The sequence below is a fragment of the Vibrio sp. 10N.239.312.C11 genome, from assembly GCF_041466065.1.
Taxonomy (GTDB): Bacteria; Pseudomonadota; Gammaproteobacteria; order Enterobacterales; family Vibrionaceae; genus Vibrio; species Vibrio tasmaniensis_A.
Map to the genome: position 1 here is coordinate 1 of NZ_JBFSRZ010000064.1, position 25,446 is coordinate 25,446.

At 43.9% G+C, this 25,446-nt stretch carries 23 protein-coding genes; 9 read left to right on the forward strand and 14 right to left on the reverse strand.

The genetic code is table 11. The features are described from left to right. Positions 1–74: 74 nt before the first annotated feature. The 4 genes from AB6D07_RS20200 to AB6D07_RS20215 all read right to left on the reverse strand — a co-directional run bounded on the left by AB6D07_RS20200 (position 75) and on the right by AB6D07_RS20215 (position 3,959). Positions 75–812, reverse strand: a complete 738-nt coding sequence (locus tag AB6D07_RS20200; RefSeq protein WP_017101034.1) for a dienelactone hydrolase family protein — start codon at positions 810–812, stop codon at positions 75–77. A gap of 117 nt (positions 813–929) precedes the next feature. Further along, a complete protein-coding gene (locus AB6D07_RS20205; RefSeq protein ID WP_029223166.1) occupies positions 930–1,859 on the reverse strand; it encodes a pyridoxal-phosphate dependent enzyme in 930 nt (309 codons plus the stop codon). A 127-nt stretch (positions 1,860–1,986) separates the two neighbouring features. Next, positions 1,987–3,285, reverse strand: coding sequence for a HAMP domain-containing sensor histidine kinase (locus tag AB6D07_RS20210; RefSeq protein WP_017101036.1), 1,299 nt, complete (start codon positions 3,283–3,285; stop codon positions 1,987–1,989). Beyond that, a complete protein-coding gene (locus AB6D07_RS20215; protein WP_009846415.1) occupies positions 3,282–3,959 on the reverse strand; it encodes a response regulator transcription factor in 678 nt (225 codons plus the stop codon). Before AB6D07_RS20215 ends, AB6D07_RS20210 begins: the two co-directional genes overlap by 4 nt. 125 nt (positions 3,960–4,084) lie before the next feature. Between AB6D07_RS20215 and AB6D07_RS20220 the strand changes: the two genes are divergently transcribed. From AB6D07_RS20220 to AB6D07_RS20230, 3 genes are read left to right on the forward strand one after another with little or no spacing between them, the layout of a single operon-like run. Next, positions 4,085–5,104, forward strand: coding sequence for a glycosyltransferase family 2 protein (locus tag AB6D07_RS20220; protein WP_017101037.1), 1,020 nt, complete (start codon positions 4,085–4,087; stop codon positions 5,102–5,104). After that, positions 5,101–6,588: an ArnT family glycosyltransferase gene (locus AB6D07_RS20225; RefSeq protein WP_372140746.1), complete on the forward strand. Its 1,488-nt coding sequence runs from the start codon at positions 5,101–5,103 to the stop codon at positions 6,586–6,588. Before AB6D07_RS20220 ends, AB6D07_RS20225 begins: the two co-directional genes overlap by 4 nt. Continuing rightward, entirely contained in the window at positions 6,575–7,039 is a 465-nt protein-coding gene (locus AB6D07_RS20230; RefSeq protein WP_017101039.1) for a GtrA family protein, read from the forward strand. The genes AB6D07_RS20225 and AB6D07_RS20230 overlap by 14 nt, the downstream gene beginning before the upstream one ends. 161 nt (positions 7,040–7,200) lie before the next feature. Here the strand turns inward: AB6D07_RS20230 and AB6D07_RS20235 are convergent, their stop codons facing one another. After that, positions 7,201–9,489 carry a YgiQ family radical SAM protein gene (locus tag AB6D07_RS20235; protein ID WP_032500869.1) on the reverse strand — a complete coding sequence of 763 codons (2,289 nt, stop codon included), beginning with the start codon at positions 9,487–9,489 and terminating at the stop codon, positions 7,201–7,203. 330 nt (positions 9,490–9,819) lie between these two features. Here AB6D07_RS20235 and AB6D07_RS20240 point away from each other — a divergent pair, with 330 nt between their 5' ends. Together AB6D07_RS20240 and AB6D07_RS20245 are read left to right on the forward strand one after the other, a co-directional pair. Next, the gene (locus tag AB6D07_RS20240; protein ID WP_017104261.1) at positions 9,820–10,500 is read left to right on the forward strand and encodes a hypothetical protein; all 681 of its coding nucleotides are present in this window, start codon (positions 9,820–9,822) and stop codon (positions 10,498–10,500) included. Positions 10,501–10,621: 121 nt separating this feature from the next. Then, positions 10,622–10,822: a DUF4250 domain-containing protein gene (locus tag AB6D07_RS20245; protein WP_009846421.1), complete on the forward strand. Its 201-nt coding sequence runs from the start codon at positions 10,622–10,624 to the stop codon at positions 10,820–10,822. Between the two features lie 156 nt (positions 10,823–10,978). Here the strand turns inward: AB6D07_RS20245 and AB6D07_RS20250 are convergent, their stop codons facing one another. Beyond that, complete coding sequence (locus AB6D07_RS20250; RefSeq protein WP_009846422.1) at positions 10,979–11,890, reverse strand: LysR substrate-binding domain-containing protein; 912 nt, start codon at positions 11,888–11,890, stop codon at positions 10,979–10,981. A 278-nt stretch (positions 11,891–12,168) separates the two neighbouring features. On the opposite strand from AB6D07_RS20250, the gene metE reads away from it, so the two are divergent. Continuing rightward, positions 12,169–14,517 carry a 5-methyltetrahydropteroyltriglutamate--homocysteine S-methyltransferase gene (metE, locus tag AB6D07_RS20255; protein ID WP_017101042.1) on the forward strand — a complete coding sequence of 783 codons (2,349 nt, stop codon included), beginning with the start codon at positions 12,169–12,171 and terminating at the stop codon, positions 14,515–14,517. 129 nt (positions 14,518–14,646) lie between these two features. Here the strand turns inward: metE and AB6D07_RS20260 are convergent, their stop codons facing one another. The 6 genes from AB6D07_RS20260 to AB6D07_RS20285 all read right to left on the reverse strand — a co-directional run bounded on the left by AB6D07_RS20260 (position 14,647) and on the right by AB6D07_RS20285 (position 18,350). Then, positions 14,647–15,045 carry a GspS/AspS pilotin family protein gene (locus AB6D07_RS20260; RefSeq protein ID WP_029223165.1) on the reverse strand — a complete coding sequence of 133 codons (399 nt, stop codon included), beginning with the start codon at positions 15,043–15,045 and terminating at the stop codon, positions 14,647–14,649. 1 nt (position 15,046) lies between these two features. Continuing rightward, positions 15,047–15,343: a YciI family protein gene (locus tag AB6D07_RS20265; protein ID WP_012603655.1), complete on the reverse strand. Its 297-nt coding sequence runs from the start codon at positions 15,341–15,343 to the stop codon at positions 15,047–15,049. Between the two features lie 209 nt (positions 15,344–15,552). Next, a complete protein-coding gene (gene yciA, locus AB6D07_RS20270; protein WP_009846426.1) occupies positions 15,553–15,951 on the reverse strand; it encodes an acyl-CoA thioester hydrolase YciA in 399 nt (132 codons plus the stop codon). A 195-nt stretch (positions 15,952–16,146) separates the two neighbouring features. Beyond that, a complete protein-coding gene (locus AB6D07_RS20275) occupies positions 16,147–16,767 on the reverse strand; it encodes a septation protein A (RefSeq protein WP_009846427.1) in 621 nt (206 codons plus the stop codon). A gap of 161 nt (positions 16,768–16,928) precedes the next feature. Further along, on the reverse strand, positions 16,929–17,177 hold the full coding sequence (locus tag AB6D07_RS20280; RefSeq protein ID WP_017104260.1) for a hypothetical protein: 249 nt from the start codon (positions 17,175–17,177) through the stop codon (positions 16,929–16,931). A gap of 285 nt (positions 17,178–17,462) precedes the next feature. Continuing rightward, positions 17,463–18,350, reverse strand: coding sequence for a LysR substrate-binding domain-containing protein (locus AB6D07_RS20285; RefSeq protein WP_009846429.1), 888 nt, complete (start codon positions 18,348–18,350; stop codon positions 17,463–17,465). 181 nt (positions 18,351–18,531) lie between these two features. Here AB6D07_RS20285 and hisC point away from each other — a divergent pair, with 181 nt between their 5' ends. Beyond that, positions 18,532–19,665 carry a histidinol-phosphate transaminase gene (hisC, locus tag AB6D07_RS20290; RefSeq protein ID WP_017104259.1) on the forward strand — a complete coding sequence of 378 codons (1,134 nt, stop codon included), beginning with the start codon at positions 18,532–18,534 and terminating at the stop codon, positions 19,663–19,665. A gap of 10 nt (positions 19,666–19,675) precedes the next feature. After that, the gene (locus tag AB6D07_RS20295) at positions 19,676–20,449 is read left to right on the forward strand and encodes an ABC transporter substrate-binding protein (RefSeq protein ID WP_017085617.1); all 774 of its coding nucleotides are present in this window, start codon (positions 19,676–19,678) and stop codon (positions 20,447–20,449) included. A 238-nt stretch (positions 20,450–20,687) separates the two neighbouring features. On the opposite strand, the gene AB6D07_RS20300 is transcribed toward AB6D07_RS20295, so the two are convergent. Together AB6D07_RS20300 and AB6D07_RS20305 are read right to left on the reverse strand one after the other, a co-directional pair. After that, positions 20,688–22,052, reverse strand: a complete 1,365-nt coding sequence (locus tag AB6D07_RS20300) for a hypothetical protein (RefSeq protein ID WP_009846432.1) — start codon at positions 22,050–22,052, stop codon at positions 20,688–20,690. A 19-nt stretch (positions 22,053–22,071) separates the two neighbouring features. Further along, positions 22,072–22,344 (reverse strand): hypothetical protein, encoded by a 273-nt coding sequence (locus AB6D07_RS20305; protein ID WP_009846433.1) that lies wholly within the window; start codon positions 22,342–22,344, stop codon positions 22,072–22,074. A 370-nt stretch (positions 22,345–22,714) separates the two neighbouring features. Between AB6D07_RS20305 and AB6D07_RS20310 the strand changes: the two genes are divergently transcribed. Continuing rightward, on the forward strand, positions 22,715–25,408 hold the full coding sequence (locus AB6D07_RS20310; protein ID WP_372091256.1) for a histidine kinase dimerization/phospho-acceptor domain-containing protein: 2,694 nt from the start codon (positions 22,715–22,717) through the stop codon (positions 25,406–25,408). Positions 25,409–25,446 lie beyond the last annotated feature (38 nt).

Below are 25,446 nucleotides of genomic sequence, written 5' to 3' on the forward strand. Positions count from 1 at the left end.
TCATTAGTGATTGTACTCACTTAACTCAGTGTCCAAAACTGCTGGTGCGGATCAATGGGTTCTCAAGGAGAAGATTATCTGGTGGTGGTTTCTAGTACATGGGTAAATCTATCCCACGATTTCTGGTCAGCTTCTTGTTGATAGTTGTTTGAGCCGAATACGGTAAAGGCATGTGGCGCACCACTGTAGGTGATCATTTCATGCGGAACCTTGCTTGATTCAAGTTGAGCTGCGAGGCTTCCAAAGTCGTGCATTGAGATCATGGCGTCTGCTGTACCATGGAACACGACAACTGGAGCTTTTGTCTCAGAGTAGTCTTGTCCTTTAGGTGTCGATAAACCGCCATGGAAGGTGACATAAGCTTTCGATGGGATGCCAGCACGAGCGGCTTCTAAAACGGCTGCGCCACCAAAACAGTAACCCATTATCACGTTGTTATCTAAGTTACCACCAAGCCTTTTCGCTTCCATCGCTCCCGCATTAAGTAGTGCACGCATTTTTTCTCTGTCTTTATACAACTCGCCTGTGTGTTGTTTTTTGCCTTTCACTTCGGTAGGGCGAATGCCTTTACCAAATAGGTCGATGGCGAACACGTTGTAACCGAGTTCGTTGAGCATCTCAGAACGTTTCTTTTCGTAATCAGTTAAGCCATCCCAATCGTGAATTAGCAGCACCAAAGGCGCTTGGTCACTGGCCTCACTCCAATAACCTTCGTAATCCATACCATCGACTTGGTAAGTGATGTTTTCTCCTGAAATCGCAGAGAAGGGCAGTAAAACTGAAAACAGGCCGAGCGTTGTGAGTTTTCGCATGCGTTATTCCTTTCGATGACAATTGACGTTCCAATCGAAAGTATAGATAACGCGATGATTCTCGCCAGATTTCAGTTTATAACTTGAATAGCTAAACTGGAGAATAAAGGGAAAAAATTACCAAGATGCGTTGGTTTTGCTAATGCTCATCTCCGGATACTTCCGCTGATAGCGCGGCAACATCGATTCATTGCCTAAGATGCCGCCTTGATGGATGTAGATGATGGTTTTGGTCGGGTTGTCTTCTTGCCAACGTTCCAAGCATTGCCACATCAAAGGGTCATAGAGCAGGTCAAATTCAATGTCGGTTTGCTCTTGTAGATCTAACCAAGTTTGATAATCCTGCTGATACAACTTACCAAAGTGGTGTTTGGTTTTGAGCGGTAAGATCTGCGGGTGATCGGTCTCGCCAAGCTCATTGAACTGCTGCGTTAAGTAGTCACTGCCACCAACACAAGCACAGGTTAAAACCGGGATGTTGTGCAGTTTTAAATGCTTATGAAGATACAGAGCCGTACTGCCTGTACCAGCGGGTAGTGCCACCACAAAATCGTGTTTGTTTTCGAAGCGCGTCCAGCTGAGTATTTCCATCGCCAGTTGCTTCACGCCATATTCAGAAAGCTGAGAACGTCCACCTTCAGGTAACACAATACAATCGGAACCTGGTTGCCTTATTTGTTCAATATACGCTTGTGGATGAAGCTCAGAGCCTGTTTCTTTGACTGAAATAACCTTAGCCCCAAGATCGATAGCGCCACGGTAGTTGCCGAGTGGGCGTTCTTGTAGCCATTGAGGAAGGTGGTCGACGTAAAACTCAAGCGTCCAGCCTTTGATTTTTGCAAGTGCGGCTAGCGAGAACAAGGAGTTAGCTTGAGCGGATCCATAGCTTATTAGAGTGGTGGTGTCTGGGTGATCGTCTTCCAGTAGCTTCATGAACTTTCTGGCTTTGTTGCCGCAAAAGTGGGAGTGAAGCTTATCGTCTCGCTTTAAGAAAAAGGTGTGATCGTTGTATTGATGCTGAGTTACAGGGCTATTATTTAGTTTCATCGCACTTAGACAAAATGCTGACTCAAGAGCCAGCATTTTTAAATCAAAAAGGACTACTGAGTATCTAGTAGCTAGCGAGCGCTGTAAACCAACTAAATCAAGTTTTCATCGGGTATTGAGCCTCGTATTACGAGTTTGCTTGCTTTAATGTGGATAAGGAGGAACCTGTCTGAAAGGCGATTCTTGCAGTGCACCCTCCGGAGTCGCGATTGACCAACTCAAAGTCCCAATGGAAGCGTTGGCACAAGTCGTCGACAATCAATAAACCTAATCCATGACCATTCGGATTGTACTGTTCCTGAAGGCCTTCACCTTGGTCTTCAATCACAAGAGTGTCTTGGGAAAGAGTGATAGTTACGGTGCCACTATTGGTCGCAGCAATCGCATTTCTCAACAAGTTTCCGACCAACATGTTCATTATCGCGCTTGTGGCTTGAATTATAGGCTCAGATTGAATGTGAAGGGATATCTCGACTTGCTTCTCATCTGCTTGTAATGAATTCTTGGAAACGATAGCTTCCAACTCTTGCTGACTGAACAAGCGCAGCGGTGCATCGTCACTGTTTCTTTCGTAACGAACTAGGCCAAGCAAAGCATCGACCATCTCAGACATCTGAACAATGGCTTCATCAATGCGTTCAACCTGCCGAGATTGAAACTCGGTGGTTTCGCTTCTTAATAGCAATTTATTCGCACCACGAGCAACGGTTAGTGGTGTTCTTAACTCATGGCTTGAGTATCGAGCAAAGGCTTGTTCACGCTTGACCAAGGAATTGATTTCTCGACGATACTGATTCAGTTGATCGGTTAGCTGACGAAATTCAACTGCCGCATCATCGCTCACACCGAACTCTTCGTTGAGATTGAGTTTATTCGACTCAAGTTGCTCAGACAGAGAGTTGAATGGTTCAATCAGTCGTTTTGAGAGTCGATAGAGCAGAGCACCAAAACTAAAAATTAAGATAGAAAGTAACGTGAGCACAAAGGCGGTCGCGTACACAAGTTCAGAAATAGCAAATTCAACACGGTCTATTTCGGAAAGTAGGATTATTGGGTGGGTTTTTCCTTTGTCAGAATACTCGCCAACATAGACCATTCTTGACTCTGGCTCTTCGCCGATCTCTCCGAGAAAGCTCTCTTTATTTGCAATGAGCTTATAATATTCGAGAGGTACGAATGACGGGTCGTTATAGGCGACTGTCAGATCATCAATTCTTAACTCACCACTTTCTCCGGCTTGAAATAGCTCGACGGCGTAATTGCGGTCAATCAAGATGCGTCTTTCACCGACCCGGTCTTCAGACATATAGAGCGCGACAATAAAAACGACATAGACGAACGCAGACACAATCACGGCCATTAGCCCAAAGAAAACAGCTAAGCGGCCGGTGAGGGTTTTAGTGCTTGTCAGAAAGTTGGAAATCAATTCGATGACTCCAAGCGGAATCCTATTTTAGGAACCGTAATCAACATTTGACTGTCAAAAGGCTTGTCGAGTTGATTTCGTAATTGATAGATGTGACTGCGCAGCACATCATTATTGGGTTCATCTTCTTCCCATAATTTGTAGGAGATATCTTCACGAGTCACCACTTCTGGTGCGTTTTGGCAGAGCATCTCAAGTATGGTGTAAGTGGTTGGGTTTAGCGCAAGAAGCTTATCTTGGCGGTAAGCTTTACGGGTTTTTTGGTCGATGGTGAGTTCACCGAACTGAAGTTTTGAAGAGGCTACTTTTCCGCGGTAACGACGAACTAGTGCGTTCATTCTTGCTTCTAAAATATCCAAATCAAAAGGCTTGGTTAGATAGTCATCGGCACCATGCTCAAACCCTTTCAACATATCATCGCGGCTATCTAGCGCGGTCAGCATCAAAATAGGTGTCGCGTTGCCTTGGTCTCGCAATTTATTACAAACCGTGAGGCCGTCCATTCTTGGCAACATCAGATCCAATATGATGATATCAAATGAGTTTTCCAACGCGAGTTGCAGGCCGAGCTCGCCGTTGTCCGCATAATCGAGTTCCATACCAATACACTCAAAATAATCAAACAAGACACCTGCGATTTCACGGTTATCTTCGACTAATAGAACTCGTTTCATTTTGATTCTCATACAGAAATAGACGGTAACATTATCCTGAGTGAGCGTGAAAAATATGTCAATAACATAACTTTCACTTATGGGAGGGTAGATTGGATTCAGATTAAAAAATAGAAGAACGTATTATGTCTGAACTTCATATAAGCCGCCCTAAGATATCTACATCGCAGATCAACCCTGCGGTTTCTCTGTCTATCATTGTGCCTTTTTACGATGAACAAGAGGTATTGGAAGAGTTCCACTCTCGCCTTACCAAGGTGCTGGATAGCTTACCCATCACCAGTGAAATCGTTTATGTCGATGATGGCAGCAAAGATAACAGCTTGGAGTTGGTGAGTTCATTCACTTCAATCAATAGCTCAATTTCTGTTATCGGTTTAAGCCGTAATTTTGGCAAAGAATCAGCGATGAGCGCAGGCCTTGAGCACTGTCGTGGACAAGCGGTGATTTTGCTAGACGCTGACTTACAAGATCCACCTGAGCTTATCCCGCAAATGATTGCCAAGTGGCGCGAAGGTTATGACGTCGTCAATATGCAGCGCAGCCAGCGTGATGGTGAAACATGGTTTAAGAAGTTTTCAGCAGCGAGCTTTTACAAAGTCATGAACGTGGCTGCGAAGATTGATGTTCCTGAGAATGTGGGTGATTTTCGACTGTTAAGCCGCGAGGTTGTCGACCATATCAATCAGCTTCCAGAACGTAACCGCTACATGAAAGGCATTTTTTCATGGCCGGGTTTCCGACAAGCGACACTCCAATTTAAGCGTGATGCTCGCTTCTGTGGCGAGACCAAGTGGAACTATCTGAAACTCATCGGATTGGCGATGGATGGCATCACATCATTCTCTATCCGCCCACTGCGTATTGCGACGGCAGTTGGTGGATTAGTGGCGCTTACTGCTTTCGTGTATGGCGTCTTCATCGTGTTCAAAACCATGATGTTTGGTGAGCCAATTACGGGTTATCCGTCAATGATGGTCGTGCAACTTGCACTTGGCGGAATCCAACTGTTGAGTATTGGTTTAATGGGGGAGTACATAGGTCGTATTTTCATCGAAACCAAGAATCGCCCTCTTTATCTGATCCAATCGGTCGTTGATACACCCGCATTGAAAACACATTTTAAATTAGAGGAATCAGCATGAGTTTGAACAGAACGCATCTATGGTATTTGTTGGCTTTTGCACTAGTTTTAAGGCTTTTATCTTTGGCGACTTATCCGTTAATGGACACCACTGAAGCTCGCTATGGAGAAATGGCTCGCTTGATGGTAGAAACTGGCAATTGGTTAACCCCTCAGTTTGATTACGGTATTCCTTTTTGGGGTAAGCCACCGTTGTTCACATGGATGAGTGCTGCTGGTATTGAGTTGTTCGGCTTGAGTGAGTTTGCTGTGCGTGCTCCGCATTGGTTAGCAGGTTTCGCGACGATTCTATTGGTCGCGTATCTGGCGAAGCGTACGGGACAAAGTGCCTTAGTGGCGGCTGTTGTATTGGCAACATGTGGGGTTTTTTCTATCGCCGCGGGGGCTGTGATGACCGACATGGCGTTAACGTTAGCCATGACCATCGCGATGCTGGGCTTTTACTTATGTTGGCTCGGTGGAGAAGACTGTAAAGGCGAAGGAAGTGAGAGAACCAACAAAACCTGGGGTTACGTTGGATTTGTAGGCTTGGCGTTGGGCTTGCTTGCAAAAGGTCCTGTTGCGATTGTGATCATGGGTATCGCAGTATTCCCTTGGTTGCTATTACAACATGGTATTTTGGGGGCTTTTAAAGTGTTGTGGCAACGCTTTCCACTGTTGTCTGGTTTAGGTGTCATGCTGGCGATTGCCTTGCCTTGGTACATTATGGCTGAAATGGCTAATCCGGGCTTTATTGATTATTTTATTGTTGGCGAACACTTTAAGCGTTTTGTTGTGAGTGGTTGGGAGGGCGATTTATACGGTTCTGCTCATGATGAAACCAGAGGCATGATCTGGGTATTTTGGATTCAGGCCGCTGCGCCGTGGTCGATTGTATTACCTATTTTAACTTTCGCTCGTCGCAAGAAAATTGCAGAAATTAATACTGAAAATCGCGGCTTGTTTTCATTTCTTGTCTGTTGGTTGATTTCACCTCTGATTCTTTTCACTATGGCGGGCAATATTCTCCCAGCTTACGTCCTGCCAGGTATTCCGGCCCTTGGCTTTTTGATTGCTATACTCGTAGTGGAAAAAGATAAGAAGTGGTTCTCGAGCGTGGCTTTGGTTCTACCTGTGTTGCTAATGATTGCGATGGTTTACCTGAACTTAGGGAAGGCGAACGAGAAAAGTGACCGTATTATTTTCGAACAGATTACGGATTCTGCGCCAAGCTTTTACGTGGGTAAACGACCATTCTCTGGGCAATTTTACAGTCATGGTCAAGCGAAAAGACTTCTCGATATCGAGCAGATAGATGGCATTGATAAGTTCTATCTGATTGGTAAAAGATCTGAAGTGGAAACCAAGATTAAAGAGAACGCATTAACGTGCATTCTAGAGCCAACGGTGAAAATAAAGCGTGCTTTGTTCAGCTGCCATCACCAGAGCAACACACCAAATTTTTCGTTGAATCATATTGAAAGTGAAAATGATGTTCAGCGTTAACTCAAGGCTACGAATGTTCAATGACAAGCTTCAATCACATAGCCAAAGACTACAGTCCCACCACAAGATGGTTCGATTTGCTGTGGTTGGTGTTGGTGGGTTTTTTGTTGATTGTTTGGTTTTTGCATTGCTGCATTATGTTGTTGGGCTGCCTTTAATGATGGCGCGAATTAGCTCCTTTATTGCTGCTGCAACGACGACATGGTTGGGTAATCGTATACTGACTTTTGAATATAAAGGGCGAGGTCATTGGTCTGAGAAGCTGATTCAGTGGCAAAAGTTCATGTTTACCGCATCAGTATCAGCGGTACCTAATTTGCTGTGCTTTAAGCTGATGACGGAATTGCTTCCTACCTTTATCGGAGCTGTTTTTATCGCAATGGCAGTGGGGACTCTGGCCGGAATGGTCACCAATTACCTATTTAGCCAGTATTGGGTGTTTACGCGTTAGATAAGTAGGTAACCCCCTGGTTAGCATCTTAGCATCTTAGCATCTGAACATCAGAGCATCTACGTGGCTAAGGAGCTAGCCATTGGCAACGGGCACAAAAAAGCGCAGCTAAATAGCTGCGCTTCGTGTTTTTACCATAGCGAAGTCAATGGATCGCTATCTTAACGTTGTGCTGCGCGTTGGCGATTCTTGCCGTTACTCGCAGGTTTACCACCTTGACCATTACCCGCTTTGTTACGGTTTGGCTTGCCATTCCCGCCGCCATTGCCTTGAGATTGCTGACTAGCAGGGGCTTTTTTGATGAAGCCAGTCGCTGGTTTATTACCATTACCCTGATTGCCGTTGCTTTGGCTAACTGTTGGCTTCTTACCACCCGGTTTAGGCTTATTGCCGCCAGGCTTAGAATGGTTACGTGGGCTTTCGCCACCAAGACCTGGTTGAGACTTACTGTGCTTAGTCGCAAAGCGCTGTGAGCCGTGACGACCAGACTTACGACGCTGCGCCGGTGTCTGAGCTTCAAAATCTTCTTCTGGTACTAGACAGTTTGCTTTGTCACCAATTAGGTGTTTTTTACCCATGCTGATCAGCGCTTCACGGATGATCTTCCAGTTTTCAGGATCGTGGTAACGAAGCAGCGCTTTATGCAGACGACGTTGACGATCACCTTTCGGTACAGGAACATCTTCACGCTTCTTATATTTCACGCGTTTCAGAGGGTTGGTCTCTGAGTAGTACATCGACGTTGCATTACACATTGGCGATGGATAGAAGTTCTGTACTTGGTCACACTCGTAGTTGTGCTTTTTCAGCCACATTGCAAGGTTAAGCATGTCTTCATCTTCTGTGCCCGGGTGAGCAGAGATGAAGTAAGGAATTAGGTACTGTTTCTTACCGGCTTCAGCGCTGTATTTCTCGAACATCTCTTTGAAACGATCGTAAGTGCCCATACCCGGCTTCATCATCAGATCCAGTGGGCCTTTTTCAGTATGCTCTGGAGCAATCTTCAAGTAACCACCAACGTGGTGAGTCACAAGCTCACGAACGTATTCTGGAGATTCAATCGCTAAGTCGTAACGTACACCAGAAGCGATCATGATCTTCTTAACGCCCGGTACTTTTCTCGCAGAGCGGTACAGGTCGATGGTGTGTTGATGGTCTGTGTTTAGCTTTTCACAGATTTTCGGGAACACGCATGATGGACGACGACAGTTAATTTCTGCTTTAGGATCTGAACAACCTAAACGGTACATGTTCGCCGTTGGGCCGCCCAAATCAGAAATAGTACCTGTGAAGCCCGGCACTTTATCTTTAATGTCTTCGATTTCATCCAAGATAGATTCTTTCGAACGGTTCTGAATGATACGACCTTCGTGCTCTGTGATTGAACAGAAAGAACAGCCACCAAAACAACCACGCATGATGTTAACCGAGGTTTTGATCATGTCGTATGCAGGGATTTTCGCTTTGCCGTACATAGGGTGCGGAACACGTTTATAAGCAAGGCCAAACACGTAGTCCATCTCTTCTGTGGTCAATGGAATCGGCGCTTGGTTAACCCAAAGTTCGCGATCACCGTGACGTTGAATCAGAGCACGACCTGAGTACGGGTTTGTCTCAAGGTGCAGAATACGGCTAGCGTGAGCGTAAAGAATACGGTCATTGTTTAGCTTTTCGTAACCTGGGATACGAACCGCGGTTGTTTTTGCGTCGTGACGAGAAGGACGAATAGTAATAGGTTGCGCTTTTACTTCTTCTTTTTCGTCTTTCTTAGTATCACACTGGGTTTCAACTTCGTAAGGGTTAACCGGAACGTACGCTTTGTTCGGCTTTTCGATACGAGAAGAGTCAATGATCTTGAAGCCTTCTGGGGCAGCAGGAAGATTGATAGCAGTACCGCGGATATTGGTCAGCGTAGACATGTCTTCGCCATCGGCAATGCGGTGTGCCACTTCAACCAGTGCACGCTCAGCGTTACCAAAAAGAAGAATATCTGCTTTTGCGTCAAACAATACAGAGCGACGAACTTTATCTGACCAGTAGTCGTAGTGCGCAACACGGCGCAAACTTGCTTCGATACCACCAAGAACGATTGGCGTGCCTTTGTAGGCTTCGCGACAACGTTGGGAATAAACTAGAGTTGCACGGTCAGGACGCTTGCCACCTTCGTTGTTTGGCGTATAAGCATCATCGTGACGTAATTTGCGATCAGAGGTGTAGCGGTTGATCATGGAGTCCATGTTACCCGCTGTAATGCCGAAGAATAGGTTAGGTTTACCTAGCTTCATGAAGGCGTCTTTATTGTCCCACTTTGGTTGCGCAATAATGCCCACGCGGAATCCTTGAGCTTCAAGAAGGCGACCAATGATAGCCATGCCAAAGCTCGGGTGATCGACATAAGCGTCACCAGTTACAATAATAATGTCACAGCTATCCCATCCAAGAGCATCCATCTCCTTTCTACTGGTAGGCAAAAAGGGTGCAGTTCCGTAGCACTCGGCCCAGTATTTTTTGTGTTCGTGAATAGGAGTGATATCGCTGTACATATTTCAACCTCTGATTTTTGAGGCGGGAATTATAGCGGCATGAGCCTAGACTAGCCAGTAGAACATGCCCCTGTTAGTTTTGATGTCTTTCGTATTTTTACGGTAAATGGCGACAGAAGAGCCATACATCAGCATAGTTGAAGCCTTGAATCTCGTCTCTAATTTATGATTTTGATTAGTGTTCGCACCAGTTTTTGATATTATTCGCGAAAATAAGTTTGAAGAAGTAGATCCACAATGGTCGAAACGTTATTAGTACAATTTGCTCCGATGCTATTAGGAGCCCAACTGATCTTAACCCTCATCTTAGTGAAAGGGGATATTTGCCCGGGACAACGTGGCCGCATTCACAAGATGTTGCCTGCAATTGGCGTGCTTTGGCTTGCCGTTGCCTCATTAAGAATTGAAGCATTTCTTGTCGTGTTCGCGATCTTTTATTTCTATTCTCAAGTTCAAACCAAGAAGACTCGAGATTCTGGCCCTATTTGGGTGATGTATTTAGCTTGTGGTTTAGCACTGTCATACGTTGCTATACAAGCGACGGAGCAAGCAACCACAGTCGGTATTATTAGCACTTTATTACTCGTGGTTTTATTGGGGGCAGCGTTTGGTCATTTACTGCTGACGATTGCAAGAACACGCTTACAGGCTTTTCACCGTGTTCTGCCCGTTGTTGGTGTGCTGACGGGGATGTTGGTGGTTTTGGCGACGGTCATCAATGTTTACTCTCTGTCTGAAGCTCAATTAGAGCCAATGATTTCAACTCTGCTGTTTAGCTTTGCTTTGCTAATCTCAGCTATCGTGGTGTGGTGTTGGCATTTATTGTTCGTTAAAACCCCTGAAAAGCTTCAGCTGACTATTTCATTGTTGATGTTATTGGCGGCGGCTGTTGGTTTAACGCCAGTTTGGGTGATGTAGGCGGTTACTGATCTCACAAGCCTTTCGGTGTTGAATCGAAAAAGTGTGATCTGTTTTTTAGCGTGGTGTTGGTAAGCGTTCTAAACTTAAATCTAGTCGGTGTGTTCGTTAGGAGTACGGGATGGATTTAAGCAACGTCAAAGGTTTCGATAGCATTATTTTGCTGGGAATCGTGAATGAAAAACTTCGCTTAGAATGCGATAGCTTTGAAGAGCTGATCAGTATGTATGAAATGGATATAGAAAGTGTCGTGGGCAAGCTTGATATGTTGGGCTATCAATACGACCCACTGACTAATCAGTTCAAGTCTTACTCAAGATAAGCTCACAATGAGAGTTTCTTCTATCGTGGATTAACACTCATTACCTGTTGTCGGTATTGGCAATAAAAAAGTCACAGATAATCTGTGACTTTTTTTGTTTCTGGCGCATATCTATCAGGTTCAACGCAGGCATAAACTAACCCAACAACGAGTCTCTTAAACGACCTCAATGCCATCTAGGTGACTCTTACTTTGCTGTCTTGCCGTGCTAAAGAAAGCTTGTAGGTAACGTTTGTCTTTTTCTGAGTTTCTTACCGCTGCGAACAACCTTCTTGAAAGCCCGTTACCCAATGGTTTACTGGCGATTAACCCTTGTCTCGAAAATTCACTGATTGCCCAATTTGGCAACGCAGCAACCCCTAAGCCTGCCGATACCATTTGCACCAGCATCAATGTGTTGTCTGCTTGTTTCCATTTCTTTGGTTCAACGCCTGCTGGTTGCAAAAAGTGTTTCACTACATCGAGACGCTGTTTTTGAACCGGATAAGAGAGCATGGTTATATCGCTAAGATCTTGCGGTTCTATGCTCTGTTTTTCTGCCAAAGGTGAGTTGATCGCGGTGATCAAACGCATCTCAAAATCGAAAAGCGGTTCGTAGTGAACTTCAGAACGGGGCTGTATATCAGAGGTGATCACCAAATCGAGTTCTCCAGCCATCAATGCCGGTAGAGGCTCGAACCCAAACCCTGACGAGAAATCTAAGGTCACGCTTGGCCAAGCAACTTGGTATTCCTTCAAAGCGGGCATTAGCCATTGGAAGCATGAGTGACACTCGATCGCCATGTGCAATCGGCCATTCACATCCTCTTTTAGGCTTGCGAGTTCGTTTTCAGCTTTGGCGATTTGTGGCTGTATCTCATCAGCCAGTTTTAACAAGATTTCGCCTTCCGAGGTAAATTTAACCGGCCTTGTTTTACGCAAAAAAAGCTGACCGCCAATTCGAGCCTCAAGGTCTTTCAACTGGTGAGAAAGTGCCGACTGAGTCAGATGAAGAGAAGTTGCAGTCGCGGTTAGCGAGCCGCTGTCTCTCAAGGTGGTCAATGTTCGAAGGTGTTTAAGCTCTATCATGAGTATTCCTCATATTCCCTAAGCTAATTCAATATTTCTTAATAATCACCCTACGGTGTTTTCTTTCATTTGTAAACGTCTGGATGTCCAGATGGATTTAATAAATTAGCGGTTAGATTATTAAAGATGAAAATTATTAATAAACAAGATGAATATTTGGACCTTGTTCATCGTTCAGATTAGGGAGATAGTTTAGCCATCCAGACGCCTTTGTTAAAAATGCAATCATTACAGGCAGTCTGACCGGAAATTAAAATTATCGAATAAGGAACACACACATGACGACAACAACGCATATTCTTGGCTACCCACGTATCGGTGAAAAACGCGAACTCAAATTCTCTCTCGAGAAGTACTGGCGCGGTGAGATCGATCAATCTGAGCTTAAGCAGATCGGCAGTGAATTAAGAAATCGTAACTGGAATGTACAAGCTGACGCGAATCTAAGCTTTGCAACTGCGGGTGACTTCGCATGGTATGACCATGTACTAACTACGACTCTACTTCTAGGCCACGTTCCCAAGCGCCATGCTGGTGGATCAGAAGATGAAAAAGCCTTCCCAGATTTAGATACCTTGTTCCGCGTTGGTCGTGGTCAGTCTCAAGTTCAATCTACTTGCTGCGGTGGTTCGCATACGTCGAATGATGTCACTAAAGACAGTTCAGCTGCTTCTGACATGACCAAGTGGTTCAACACTAACTATCACTACATTGTTCCTGAGTTCAGCAAAGATGACTCTTTTGAAGTAAGTTGGCCTCAACTGTTTGATGAAGTGAATGAAGCGATTAAAGCAGGACACAAAGTTAAGCCTGTACTCCTTGGGCCACTCTCTTACTTATACCTAGGCAAAGAAGTGGAAGATGGGTTTGACCGCTTATCTCTACTTCCTCGCCTTCTTACCGCGTATCAAGCCATTTTGGCAAAGCTTTCAAAGCTTGGCGTAGAGTGGGTCCAAATTGATGAGCCAATCCTGGCTTTGGAGCTTGATAATCAGTGGGTAGATTCATTCAAGCTGGCTTACCAAGTGATTCAAGGCGATGTAAAACTACTACTTACCACTTACTTTGATTCGGTCACAGATACATTAGATAAAATCGTAGATCTGCCTATCAACGGCTTACATATCGACTTAGTAGCAGCACCGCAGCAACTCGATGAAGTGGTTAATAAGTTACCGGAAGATTGGGTACTTTCTGCGGGTGCAATCAATGGACGCAATGTGTGGCGAGCTGACTTAGCCGCGCAGCTTGAGTTACTGCAACCTGTGAAAGACAAACTAGGAGATAAGCTTTGGATCGCAAGTTCATGTTCATTGCTGCATAGTCCTGTTGATTTGGAGTTAGAAGAAACGCTTAGCGAAGAAGTGAAGAGTTGGTTTGCCTTCGCAAAACAGAAAGTCACCGAGGTGAGCTTGTTGGGTGCGGCGTTAGACGGCGATCAAAATGCCATTTTGGCGTGTGAGACTTACAGCCAACCAATTGTTGCCCGTAAGAACGCGACTCATGTGAACAAGCCACAAGTTCAGGCTCGTATCAATACCATTACCAAAGCACTGGCAGAACGCAGTGCTCCATACGCAGAGCGCGCAGCGCATCAGTCTGAAGTTCTCGGGTTACCGCTGTTACCAACGACAACCATTGGTTCGTTCCCACAGACAGGAGAGATTCGTCTTCAGCGTAGTGCTTACCGAACTGGCAAACTGAATGAAGCGGAATACACAACCGCATTGAAAGGTCATATTGCTGATGCTGTTAAGCGCCAAGAAGCCTTAGATTTGGATGTGCTTGTGCATGGTGAGGCGGAACGCAATGACATGGTGGAGTACTTTGCAGAAAACCTAGCCGGCTTCCAAACCACTAAGTTTGGTTGGGTACAAAGTTATGGCTCTCGTTGCGTGAAACCGGCGATTGTGGTTGCGGATATTGAGCGTGAAAAACCAATGACGGTCGAGTGGTCGACTTATGCTCAATCTCTAACTTCAAAGCAGATGAAAGGCATGCTCACAGGGCCAGTGACTATCTTATGTTGGACATTCCCACGTGAAGATATCTCGCGTAAAGAGATCACTAACCAGCTGGCATTTGCGCTGCGTGATGAGGTGTCTGATCTGCAAGACGCAGGAATCAACATTATTCAAATCGATGAGCCTGCTATTCGCGAAGGTTTGCCTTTGAAAAAGCGCGACCATGCAGAGTACTTAGAATGGGCAGTGGATGCCTTTAAGATCTCAGCGGCGAGTGCTAAACCAGAAACTCAGATTCATACCCACATGTGTTACAGCGAGTTCAACGAGATCATTGATTCAGTGGCCGCGCTAGATGCCGATGTGATTACCATTGAGACTTCTCGTTCGAACATGGAACTACTGAAAGCGTTTGAAGAGTTTAACTATCCGAATGCGATTGGACCTGGCGTTTATGATATTCACTCGCCAAACATCCCTTCAGAAGAGTGGATTGTTGATTTACTTAAGAAAGCGGCAGAAAAAATACCTGCAGAACGTTTATGGGCAAACCCTGATTGTGGGCTGAAGACACGTAATTGGGCAGAGACAGAAGCGGCACTCACTAACTTAGTTTCGGCGACGAAGACACTGCGTAAAGAGTGGGAATCAGCTGAGGCATAATTCAGTCTAAGATTTGATTGACCCTCTACTCCACGATGAACCACAAAAAAGGCCTCGCATTTGCGAGGCCTTCTGGTTTTATACTTGTTCGAATCTCGAATCTCGAATCTCGAATCTCGAATCTCGAATCTAGCTGCTGCTCTGGCAAGTCTCTTTGCTGATCAGCTTTTCAACCATCAGTTGTCCGCGTGTATTGCGAATTTTGATGTTGTAAGCTAAGCCCATGTCGAGGTTAGCTCTTACTTCAGAGTTGGTGCAGTAGCTATTCACACTCATATCTACAACTTGGTTTAAAGGCTTAGCACCTTTTGCATCTTGGTTGTAGATCATCATGATTTCGACGACAGTATTTTTTGCTAGCACACGCATGATAGAGAGTGGACCATACTCAATAGGTAGGCCAGCAGATAAAACGCCCGCACGATGGTGAGCCATCATCTCTAACTGTCTTTGTTTGTCTTGTTCACTTGATGAGCTACAGCCTGCGAGTAGGGCAATAGCCAGTGACCCAATAATCCATTTTTTCACGTTAAAATACTTTCTTGAATGGTTTAACAATTACATTCTGGTAGACACCAGCAGCGATGTACGGGTCTGCATCAGCCCATGCTTGTGCGTCTTCCAAAGAGTTGAATTCAGCAATAACAGTAGAACCAGTGAAGCCTGCTTCGCCAGGGTTATCGGAGTCAATGGCTGGCATTGGACCTGCTGTTAACAGTCGGCCTTCGTCGTGAAGTGTTTGTAGGCGTTCTAGATGTTGTGGGCGAACACTTAGGCGTTTTTCTAATGAGTTTTCGACGTCTTGAGAAAAAATCACGTACCACATGTTGAGATATCCTTATGTTACTTCACTGAATTAGAGCGATTAAATTAGTTATCTGGCTAATTTACGCGAACTAATCGGTATTGGAAGAGTTAATGATAAGAAATTGTGAATTGGTGCGAGGTGAATTGGTACGAGAGAGTTGTATGGTCTTTAGTAATTTCATTTGCTGAAACTAAAGACCATTTGCGTTAATGGCTTAATGAAAAACGTTATTTGTTGATTGAGCGAGGTTTACCGCTTTCGTCCACGGCAACGTAGTTGAATGTCGCGCCACATACCTTGTAACGATCGCCAATACCGTGATCAAGTACAGGCTTAACCCAGACTTCTAGGTCGATATTCATCGAGCTACGGCCAATCTTGGTGCAGTCGCCATAAACACAGACCACATCGCCAACCGACACTGGCTGTTTGAATTCGATGCTTGATACTGACACGGTGACTATCTTGCCGTTAGAGATCTCTTTCGCCAGTATCCCGCCAGCAAGGTCGAGCTGAGACATTATCCAACCACCGAAAATCTGGCCTGCTGCATTGGTATCAGAAGGCATCGCCAAAGTGCGAAGAAGTAAAGAACCAATCGGGTTCAAAGTTGATTGAATAGTCATTGTTGTACTCTTAATGGTATTGATTGTTTTAAATTTAAATAGATGTGTTTGCGGGGTTCGCGGTGGTCGTATTTTTAACGTATTCACCGAACACAAACAATCAGTGGCCAATGATCACGAGTATCATTGGCCACTGTTAAATCGCATATTGATAATAATTGTATCAAAAAGGGGGTGAGGACTCATCCCTAAGGGTTATTTCTCCTCGGTATTTTTACCTGAGAGCTCTTGTTGCGTATCGTTTTGTGTTTCTTGGTCTCTTTGCTGATGCTTATCTTTTGGCAAATGTTGGTCTTTTGGTAAATGTTTATAGATATAAACGCCCGTTAGTAAGGTAAATGCAAAAGTAGCGATCAGTAAGCCAAACACTTTGAAGTTGACCCACACATCCAATGGCAGGTTGAAAGCAACGTAAACATTGAGGATCGCACACAATGTGAAGAACAGAGTCCAAGCCCAGTTGATCTTGCCCCATACTGCTTCAGGAAGAGAGATCTCTTTACCCAACATGCCTTTAATCGCTGATTTGCCCATTAGGTGACTGACTGTAAGGCCGATAGCAAATAGCGCATAAACGATGGTCACTTTCCATTTTATGAAGTTGTCATCATGCAAAAAGATGGTCATGCCACCAAATACGGCAACCATTAGAAAGGTGATGATCTGCATTTTTTCTACTTTCTTGTAGATGATGTACGTCAAAATGATTTGTACTGCGGAAGCAACAATCAATGCACCTGTAGCCGTGTAGATGTCGTACATCTTGTAAAGCGCAAAGAAAATAATGAGAGGAATGAAATCAAGAATTTGCTTCATGTGGCACTGACTATCCAGTTAGTTGAGTTGCAGACAGTCTAACCAAAACTGTCTCGATGCTAAATAGCTCGAGACAATTGGATGCCAATTAATTACATCTAACCGTTTTGGCGAGTTTAACCCCAATAAAGGATTGAAGCGCCCAATCGAGATTAAGAACGTTATTGTATTGATGTGGTTTGGTAGCGAGGTATTAGCTTCTTGATATCTTCAAGGTAACCTTCGCTCTTTAAACTGTCTAAGGTATTCTCGAGCTCTTGTTCACTCATGGCAAAACATGTCGATTTGCCGGTCGTTAGGTCAAGGTATTCGTGATATTCACGCTCTGTGAAGTGGCCAATTCTGTCCATTAATAGGGTTTTAATTCCATGGTGAATTAAGCCGTAATATGTATGTCTTTGTAAGGTCATAGCCTATCCTCTGTGACAAGCTGCAATGTTATTGGTGCAACCTGCTGTATATTGGTTGGGTTATCTATGACAAAGCAATTCGAATGCCATTTTATCCATTGGGATAGAATTTCTGACGCAAAAAGTTGAATTAATTTTCTTTTCAACTAGTTAAAGAAACGTCCGTTCTAAACTCTAAACACCAATACGTAGCTACCGGAAAATAGTTTCATTTTGAGAACGGTAAAATTCTCATTATGACGATCTATTAAAGCTACAGTGGGGGCTTTCCAAAGATGATTGCCGCTAATCGACGAGCCAATCAACCAGCGTAGATAAGGATGTATTTTGTCGATTCTTGGGTTGCAGTAAGAAGTAACCATTTCCAGAGAAGACACTGCCTTCACTCACTTTCACCAATCTACCCAAATCAATATCTTGCTTGGCCAGCGTGATGTCGCCTATGGCAATACCAAACCCTTGAATGGCTGCGTTCATCGCTTGATCGAGCGTCGCGAATTGTTGGTTGTTCTTGCTTGAAAGGTCGTGGCTGCCTATGTGTTCCAACCAAAGCCGCCAATCACTCTGCTCATTGTTGGCGTGCAACCAAGTGTATTGGGCGAGCTTGTGTGGCTTGATGATAGTAGAAGCGCTACTTACAAGATGGCTTTGCGTAATGCTTTGAGCTTGGCAGACCGGAGCCAGTTGCTCGTTGAACAATAACTGGCTCACTATCGATTGTTGGCTTGGCTTCTTACCATAGGTGATTACGGCGTCAAACGGGTCAAAGCTTGGTTCAAAAACGTGCTTGATGGTCGACGTGAGTTCGACATCAATTTCAGGATAGGCTTGCTGAAAAGACATCAACTTGGGTAGCAGCCAAGAGGTAATACAACTTGGTGCGTTGAGCTTGATCTTCGATGGAGAGCTGGCAACTTGATTTAACGCCGATTGCAGTTGTTGGATGGTATCTTGAATCAGCGGAACCAGTTCTTCTCCCTTAGGTGTTAATGACAACCCGCGAGCATGTCGGTAGAAAAGATCGCACCCGAGACTTTCTTCAAACGACAATACCTGACGACTCACTGCACCTTGCGTAACATTCAGCTCATGTGCCGCTCGCGTAAAATTGAGGTGCCTTGCCGTCGACAAGAACGCGAGCAAGGTTTTAGTTGAAGGAAGTGTGCGATTCATATCTTTACCTATGATTTTTTATCATGGCTATTATGTGATTATTTCGATTCATTTATCAATAGTGTTCTGTTTGAATGTAAATACTTAATCATCATTTGTGATTCAATATGTGTATAGGTCACATTTATTGAATATGAAGGCAATGATGAAGACATTGTGATTTTGTGAAAGGGATAGCTTCTTGACATCTTTTATTGATAGCTTAGTACCTCAGGCTGTAAAAAAATTAATACCTTATCAATCGGCAAGAAGAATTGGTGGTGATGGACGTGTTTGGTTAAACGCCAATGAATTGGAAAGCTCGCTGTTTCAAGGAGAAGCAAGTCACAACCGATACCCAGACTTCTTACCACAAGATATTGCTAAGGCTTACCAAGATTACTGTGGCACTGATGCCGCGACGGTTGCTGTCCGTGGTGCAGATGAAGCGATTGATTTGCTGATTAGAACATTCTGTAAGCCGGCGAGCGACAACATACTTATCTGTTCTCCAACCTATGCGATGTATGAGTTTTGCGCCGATGCATTGGCGATTAATACTTTAGACTCTCCATTGCAGGAAGACTTCAGCCTTAACGTCGCTGATATAGTGAATAAAGCGGAATTGGCTAATATCGTGTTTCTTTGCTCACCAAACAACCCTACGGGCAATGTGATCCCTAAATTGGATTTGATTCAGGTACTGGAAGGCACGATTGGCAAGTCGCTAGTGGTAGTCGATGAAGCGTATATCGAATTTGAACCACAAACTTCAGCGGTGAGCCTTATTGCGCGTTATCCGCATTTGGTTGTGATTCGCACCTTGTCTAAGGCGTTTGGATTGGCTGCGGTTCGATGTGGCTTTATCTTAGCGAGTCAAAATGTGATGCAGTATGTCGCGAAACTGATTCCCCCTTATCCAATGCCAGATTGCTCATCTCAAATAGTGCTAGACGCATTGTCTGATGAACGAATTGCGTTGATGGAAAGCGCGACGTTAAAGTTGGTTGAATTGCGTAATCGGTTTGCTTGTGAGCTAACGCGGTTTGAATTTATAGAACAGGTTTACCCTTCATCGACTAATTTCGTTTTGCTACGTCAAAAACCGGGGCACCATGTGTTTAGCGTATTGGCGAAGGATGGCATTGTGACAAGAAACCAAAACCACGAACCTGCTTTGCGTAACTGTGTACGAATCAGTATTGGTAGCCAAGAGAGCATGCTAGAAGTGATAACGTCACTAACACGCTACCAAACCGAATTAGAAAAGAATCAACAAGGCAAACAATCTCAGCATAAAGAAACTCAATCTCAACTCGATAAAGATCATATCTAGGATGGCAATGATGAAAAAGATAATACTAGGACTCGCTTGTGCGGCCGCTTTACTTGGTACAACGGTACAGGCGAAAGAAATCCGTTTGGCGTCAGACTTTACGTATCCGCCATTTAACTACAAAAACAGTGATGGTGTGCCTGTCGGGTTTGATATTGAGATAGCGGATGCCTTGTGTGAGCAAGCCAAACTCGATTGTACTTGGGTTTCACAAAGTTGGGACTCGCTAATTCCAAGTTTGTTGGCAAGAAAGTCAGATGTGATTATGGCTTCAATGCGTATTACCGAAGAGCGTAAGCGTAAGATCTTGTTTACTGATAAGTACTACCAAACTCCAGCCGTGTTTGTTGCTGCTAAAAGCGCGGAATTCAGCGTCGATGAGGCAGGCTTAGCAGGTAAAACCATAGGTGTTCAGCAAGGTACGATTCACGATCGCTACGTAACCGACAAGTTTGGCGATGTGGCAAACATTAAGCGTTATACCGGCCAAGATGAAGTTTATCTGGATCTGCAAAACGGTCGTCTAGATCTAACCTTCGGCAACTCAGATCAACTGTCATTGGCTTTCTTAGACAAGAAAGAAGGCGAGGGCTTTGAATTCAAAGGCAAAGCAGTGACCGACAAAGCCTACATTGGCGAAGGTACGGCGTTAGCACTAAGAAAGCAGGATTCAAAACTGGCGAAACAATTCAATGCCGCGATTGAAGAGATCAGAGCAAACGGTACTTACGACAAGATCGCCGCGAAGTACTTTACGTTTGATATCTATGGCGCTGATTTGTAATTCGTCTAACGCCTAAAAATTAGAACACCAAAAACAAAAATCCGAGGGCTGTGAGGCTCTCGGATTTTTATTGGCTCCAAAAGACCATTGTTTAAGTGTTTAAGTGTTTAAGTGTTTAAGTGTTTAAGTGTGTAGTTGGGAAGGGGAGAAGAGACGTACAAAAAAAGCCACTCGACTGAGTGGCTTAGTGCAAGGAAAGTAGGCAGTGCCTTGCCAACAATCGTAACTAATGATCTGATTAGTATATTTTATTCCAATCAGCAATCGTCACATCGCTATTGTCGTAATTGATAGCTTCTGCTGTAACCTTAGATATCTCATTTAATAATTGAATATCTTCTGCGTCCGTCACGGTTACTGGAGCAACAATGACCGAGTTATTTGATTTTACCTGTAGTGAGTAAGAGTTATTCGTTAGAACACCGTTGGTTTCCACTACCGATAGCCCGTTTAAGCTTAGGGGATGAGCTAGGGAATACTCAGCAATTAAATTCGCGGTTTGTAACTCTTCAGCACTGAACTTCACACCTTTAAAACCATCGTAATAGTAACGGCCATGGATCAGGGAATCTTCGAATTTGAATGCATCAACGAATAGAGATGTAGCCTTGTTAGGGGCCTTTGTCTCATAGTTTACTTGAACAAAGTATTCGGTTTCGGTTGAATCTTCACTTACGAAACCAGGAATTAATTTGCCTCCAGATTCGACAGCACTTGAAGCGACTGACACTGTACCGTAGCCAGACTCGGCGCGGCTCTCAACTTTAAACTTCTCGTTGTCACTATTACAGTCCTGACATGCCACGTTGATAAACTTTGAATACGCTTGCGTAGGATCTGAGGAGTTTTTATTAACTTGAGTACGTCTAAACAGACCTGTTCCAGGAGTGTCATCGCTTGATGTTTGATAGAAAGTAAAAGACTCAAATTGCTCTTCGGGCTCGTCACTGAAGTTATAACTGTTTTCAAGAATGAAGACGAGTTCACCGCCAGTGTTACCTACGTTTGAGCTGTAAGCAATGATCTCTTGGGGAATTGAGGATTCAAATTCTGATTTTGCGGTGCTCTGATTTAACTTGGGTGCCCAATCATTTGGATCTTGGCATTCGCCTTTGGATGCGAAATAGATAATAGAGACGGGGAGCGTAGTGATACCATTTTTTGTGCCGTATTGATCGACAACATAATCAATACCCGGCCAATTCTTCGCTTCTACGTTTTCTGCAATACAGAAATCCATCACCTCTTTATCGACACCTTGTGTCTTAGGGTTTTTCTTCAAGTAGTCAACGACAAAGCCGACTTCTTGAGATGCGTCGATCAACTCCTGTCTAGTTTCCAACGGAAGTTCCGTGTTCTGCGAACCCGTAGTCAAAGATGTTAGCAATCCAGTTGGGGAGGTTTTTAATTGCTTAACATTTGTTGCGTCCATATAAAGCGCAGCAGAGTCAAAAAATGACGCTTTAAGCTTAGTTGTAATCATTTCATCAATGCTACTACGCATGTTCTCACCGACTTCATGAGCACCATTGTAGTGGGCGTTAACGATAGATGAAGAGAATAGGCTTATACAAATGGTTGAAGCTAAAACGGTTTTTTTCATAATACTAATCCTTCAATATCTATTGTTTAACTTGACTGAATTTGGTCGGTGTAGAGATAGATAGGCTCGTCTTTCCGACAGGCAAGTTCATAATCGTATTAACGCCTTCTGAGCTCAGTTTTTTTGATTGCAAATCTACCTTGTTCAGTTTTTGGTTTAGAGTAGATTTAGTCGCGGTAACTTGCTGGGTTTTAGGCTTTGAAGTGGTGGTTGATTTTTTTGAACTATCTCCCCCGCAGCCGATCAAAGCTATAGGTAATATAATTGCACTGATATGTAGAAATTTAATCATTGTTATGGGACCTCATATAACATCGGGGAGACCAACCTAGTAGCTGGTTGGGTTATTAAGCTTTGTATCAACTGCTTACAATTCATTTTATAAGTCATACTGCCAAAGCGGAGCAACCGATTGCGTTAAACAGAAATTCCATATTGTTCAGTGCAAATTGGTGAGTCGAGACTGTGAATAAGATATAAGGTGCACTAATTAATAAAACTCTAGGTTATTCATGTTCCGCGCTTTTAATCTACTTTCTCTAATTATCCTGGCTTCTTCCGTATCTTTTTACGTTAAGGCTAGTGGTTCGATTACAATCGGAGTTCAAACCTCAGGATTTTCTCCGTACGTTGTTGTCCAAGAGGGGGAGGTTTCGGGATTATTGCCTGAATTGACCGGTTTCTATGCAGAGCGTGAGTTGAATGGCTTGGAGTTTGTCGGTTTTCATTCTCCGTCGGATCTAAATAACGTACTTAAAACTGAACAAGTTGATGCCATTATTACGGCTGAACAAAATGTTTCTAGTAGCGGTGTTATTTACTCTAAACCTATCTTATCTAGTCGAATGGTTAGCCTAAGTAGTGAGCCTATTGAAAGCCACTTATTAATGAAGGGACGAAACCTGGCTTATTTTGAAGACTCGAGTAACGCGTCTTCTGTGAAATCGCTTCTCCCATTTTCTTCTTTTAAGTCATATTCATCCTATCAAACCGCGATTGCTGCTGTAGCTCGAGAGAACGCGTTAGCCATTGTTGATGATGGAGTGTTACTGCACAACAAGTTAATGAATAGCCCCTATGAGTTATTTTTGTCGGTCAACTTACATGATGGTTTACCCTTAAATAATTATGTTATTGCCTTACTGGATACGCCTGAAAATAGGAAGTTGCTGGGTATTATCAATAACGCTATAAACCAAGATAACTCAAGCAAGCTTGTTAATATTCGCAAAAAGTGGTTGAACGAAATACAAAGGCGTCTTCTGTTAGTCGTTAGTAAAAACAAGCTGCTATTAACTGAAAAAGAACAGCAGTTCCTTCTTCTTAATCCGAACATATATGTATCATCGACGGCAGACTCTAAGCCTATATCTTTCATGAATAGTGAAGGTAAGCCTGATGGTATTTCGATTGATATATTGAGTGAAATATCCCGACTTACGGGGTTAAACTTTATTTACGACAACGACCTCGATTTACAGGGCAACCAAGCTCATCCAGTTTCTCTTCCAGTAATTCATACTAAGGCGACACCTTCTACTGGTGACGATGAGCATCACCTCTATTCTAAGCCTTTCATGGTTGAGCCGTGGGCACTGGTTGGTAAAAGTGATACGAGTAAATTGGCGGTATTCGGTGAGTTAACGAAGAGCTCCGTTATTGGAACTATAAACGACAGTGTCGGAATAGAGCTTGTGAAACGCTATTGTGAGGCTTGCCCAATTAAGACCTATAGCTCTGAGTTGCTTTTGCTCGATGCCGTGGATACAGGAGAGGTAGACTCAGCGATGCTTTCGCTCTATTTAGCGTCTCCTCGATTACAGGGCCAGTATTCAGGGTACTTACGCGTAACAAGCCTGCTATCTAAAGACAACGATATTCCAGTCGCCTACAGTGTCGAAGCCGACCAAGAAGTGCTGAACAATATTATTAACAAAGCGCTGTTCGCCATACCTCATCACAAGTATCAGCAGATCAAGAAGCATTGGTTGGATGTGTCTTATGAATCGGGCGTAGATACGGCAGATGTTATCTTGGGTGCTGCCATTTTAATCTCTGTAGCATCGGTGCTCATTATGCTTGTAATGGCATGGAGTTGGAAACTAAGACGTGAAGTTGAAGATCGAAAGCGAACTGAATCCGCTCTCAAACATCAAGTGGAGTTCGAGCGTTCATTGTTGGACGCAATGCCGTTTCCTATTGTTGTGCGTAACTTGGATAACCAGATAATCAGTCTGAACAGTGCCGCGCAGCAGCTTACTGGTTTTGAGTTAATCGAAGGAACCATCGTTAATAACTCCGATGAAGACACAATGATCCATCACGGGGTTGTTTTACCTCGCTTAGAAAAAGAAGTCGTTTCGCCGCAAGGCAGTAAACACTACGCGTATTGGAAGTGCCCTTATATCTCCAACGGGAATATCGAAGGCTCAGTGACCATTCTTGATGATCTTACTGAGCTTTACGAAGCGAAAAAAATTGCAAAAAGTGCCGATGACCGAGTACAGAAACTGGCGAACAATTTGCATGGCGCGGTTATACAGCATATTCAGCCCAAACGAAGTCTTCACGATATTGAATTCGTCTTTATTAGTAATGGGGTAGAGGAGCTTTTAGGGCTTACTCCTGCTCAATTGCGCCGCTCTCCAATTAGTTTTTTCGCACCGCTTAATGCTCAGGATCGTCGAACCTTAATTAAGAAGGTACGTAGTGGAAATAAAGAGGGAAAACTAAGCCTCGATATTGGAGTGAATATTGATAACCAAAACCGATGGCTCAATTTGCAGAGTAAGATTTCTGATCTTGGTGATTATTATGAATGGGACTCTGTTCTTACTGATATCACTGAGCTAAAACAACAGCAAGAAGAGCTAACACAAGCAAGACAAAGTGCTATCGCCGCAACTGAGGCCAAGTCTCGATTTTTGGCAAACATGAGTCATGAAATCCGCACTCCATTGGGAGGCATTGTTAGCTTGTTGGAATTGTCAGAGCAATATGAAGTTGGTTATGAAGTTCAAAAAATCCATACAACGCTGAGTCAATCGGCGAATAACCTACTGCATATTGTTAACGATATACTCGATTTCTCGAAAATTGAAGCCGGTAAGCTGACCCTAGATTATCAGCCAGCAAGTCTAGATACATTGACCCTTAGAGTGACTCAGTTGCAGGCGAGGCAAGCTCACGCCAAAGGGTTACAGTTCAAATTTTGGTTAGACCCTGAGTTGAATGATTTAGTCTTAATGGATGATATTCGTATTGGACAGGTTTTAAATAACTTGTTGAGCAATGCCATTAAATTTACAGAATATGGAACCGTAGGTTTAGCGGCAAAGTTAGGCTTTGTTGCGTAATTAAATTTAAAGATAGAACAACCCCGTTTCGCGTATTT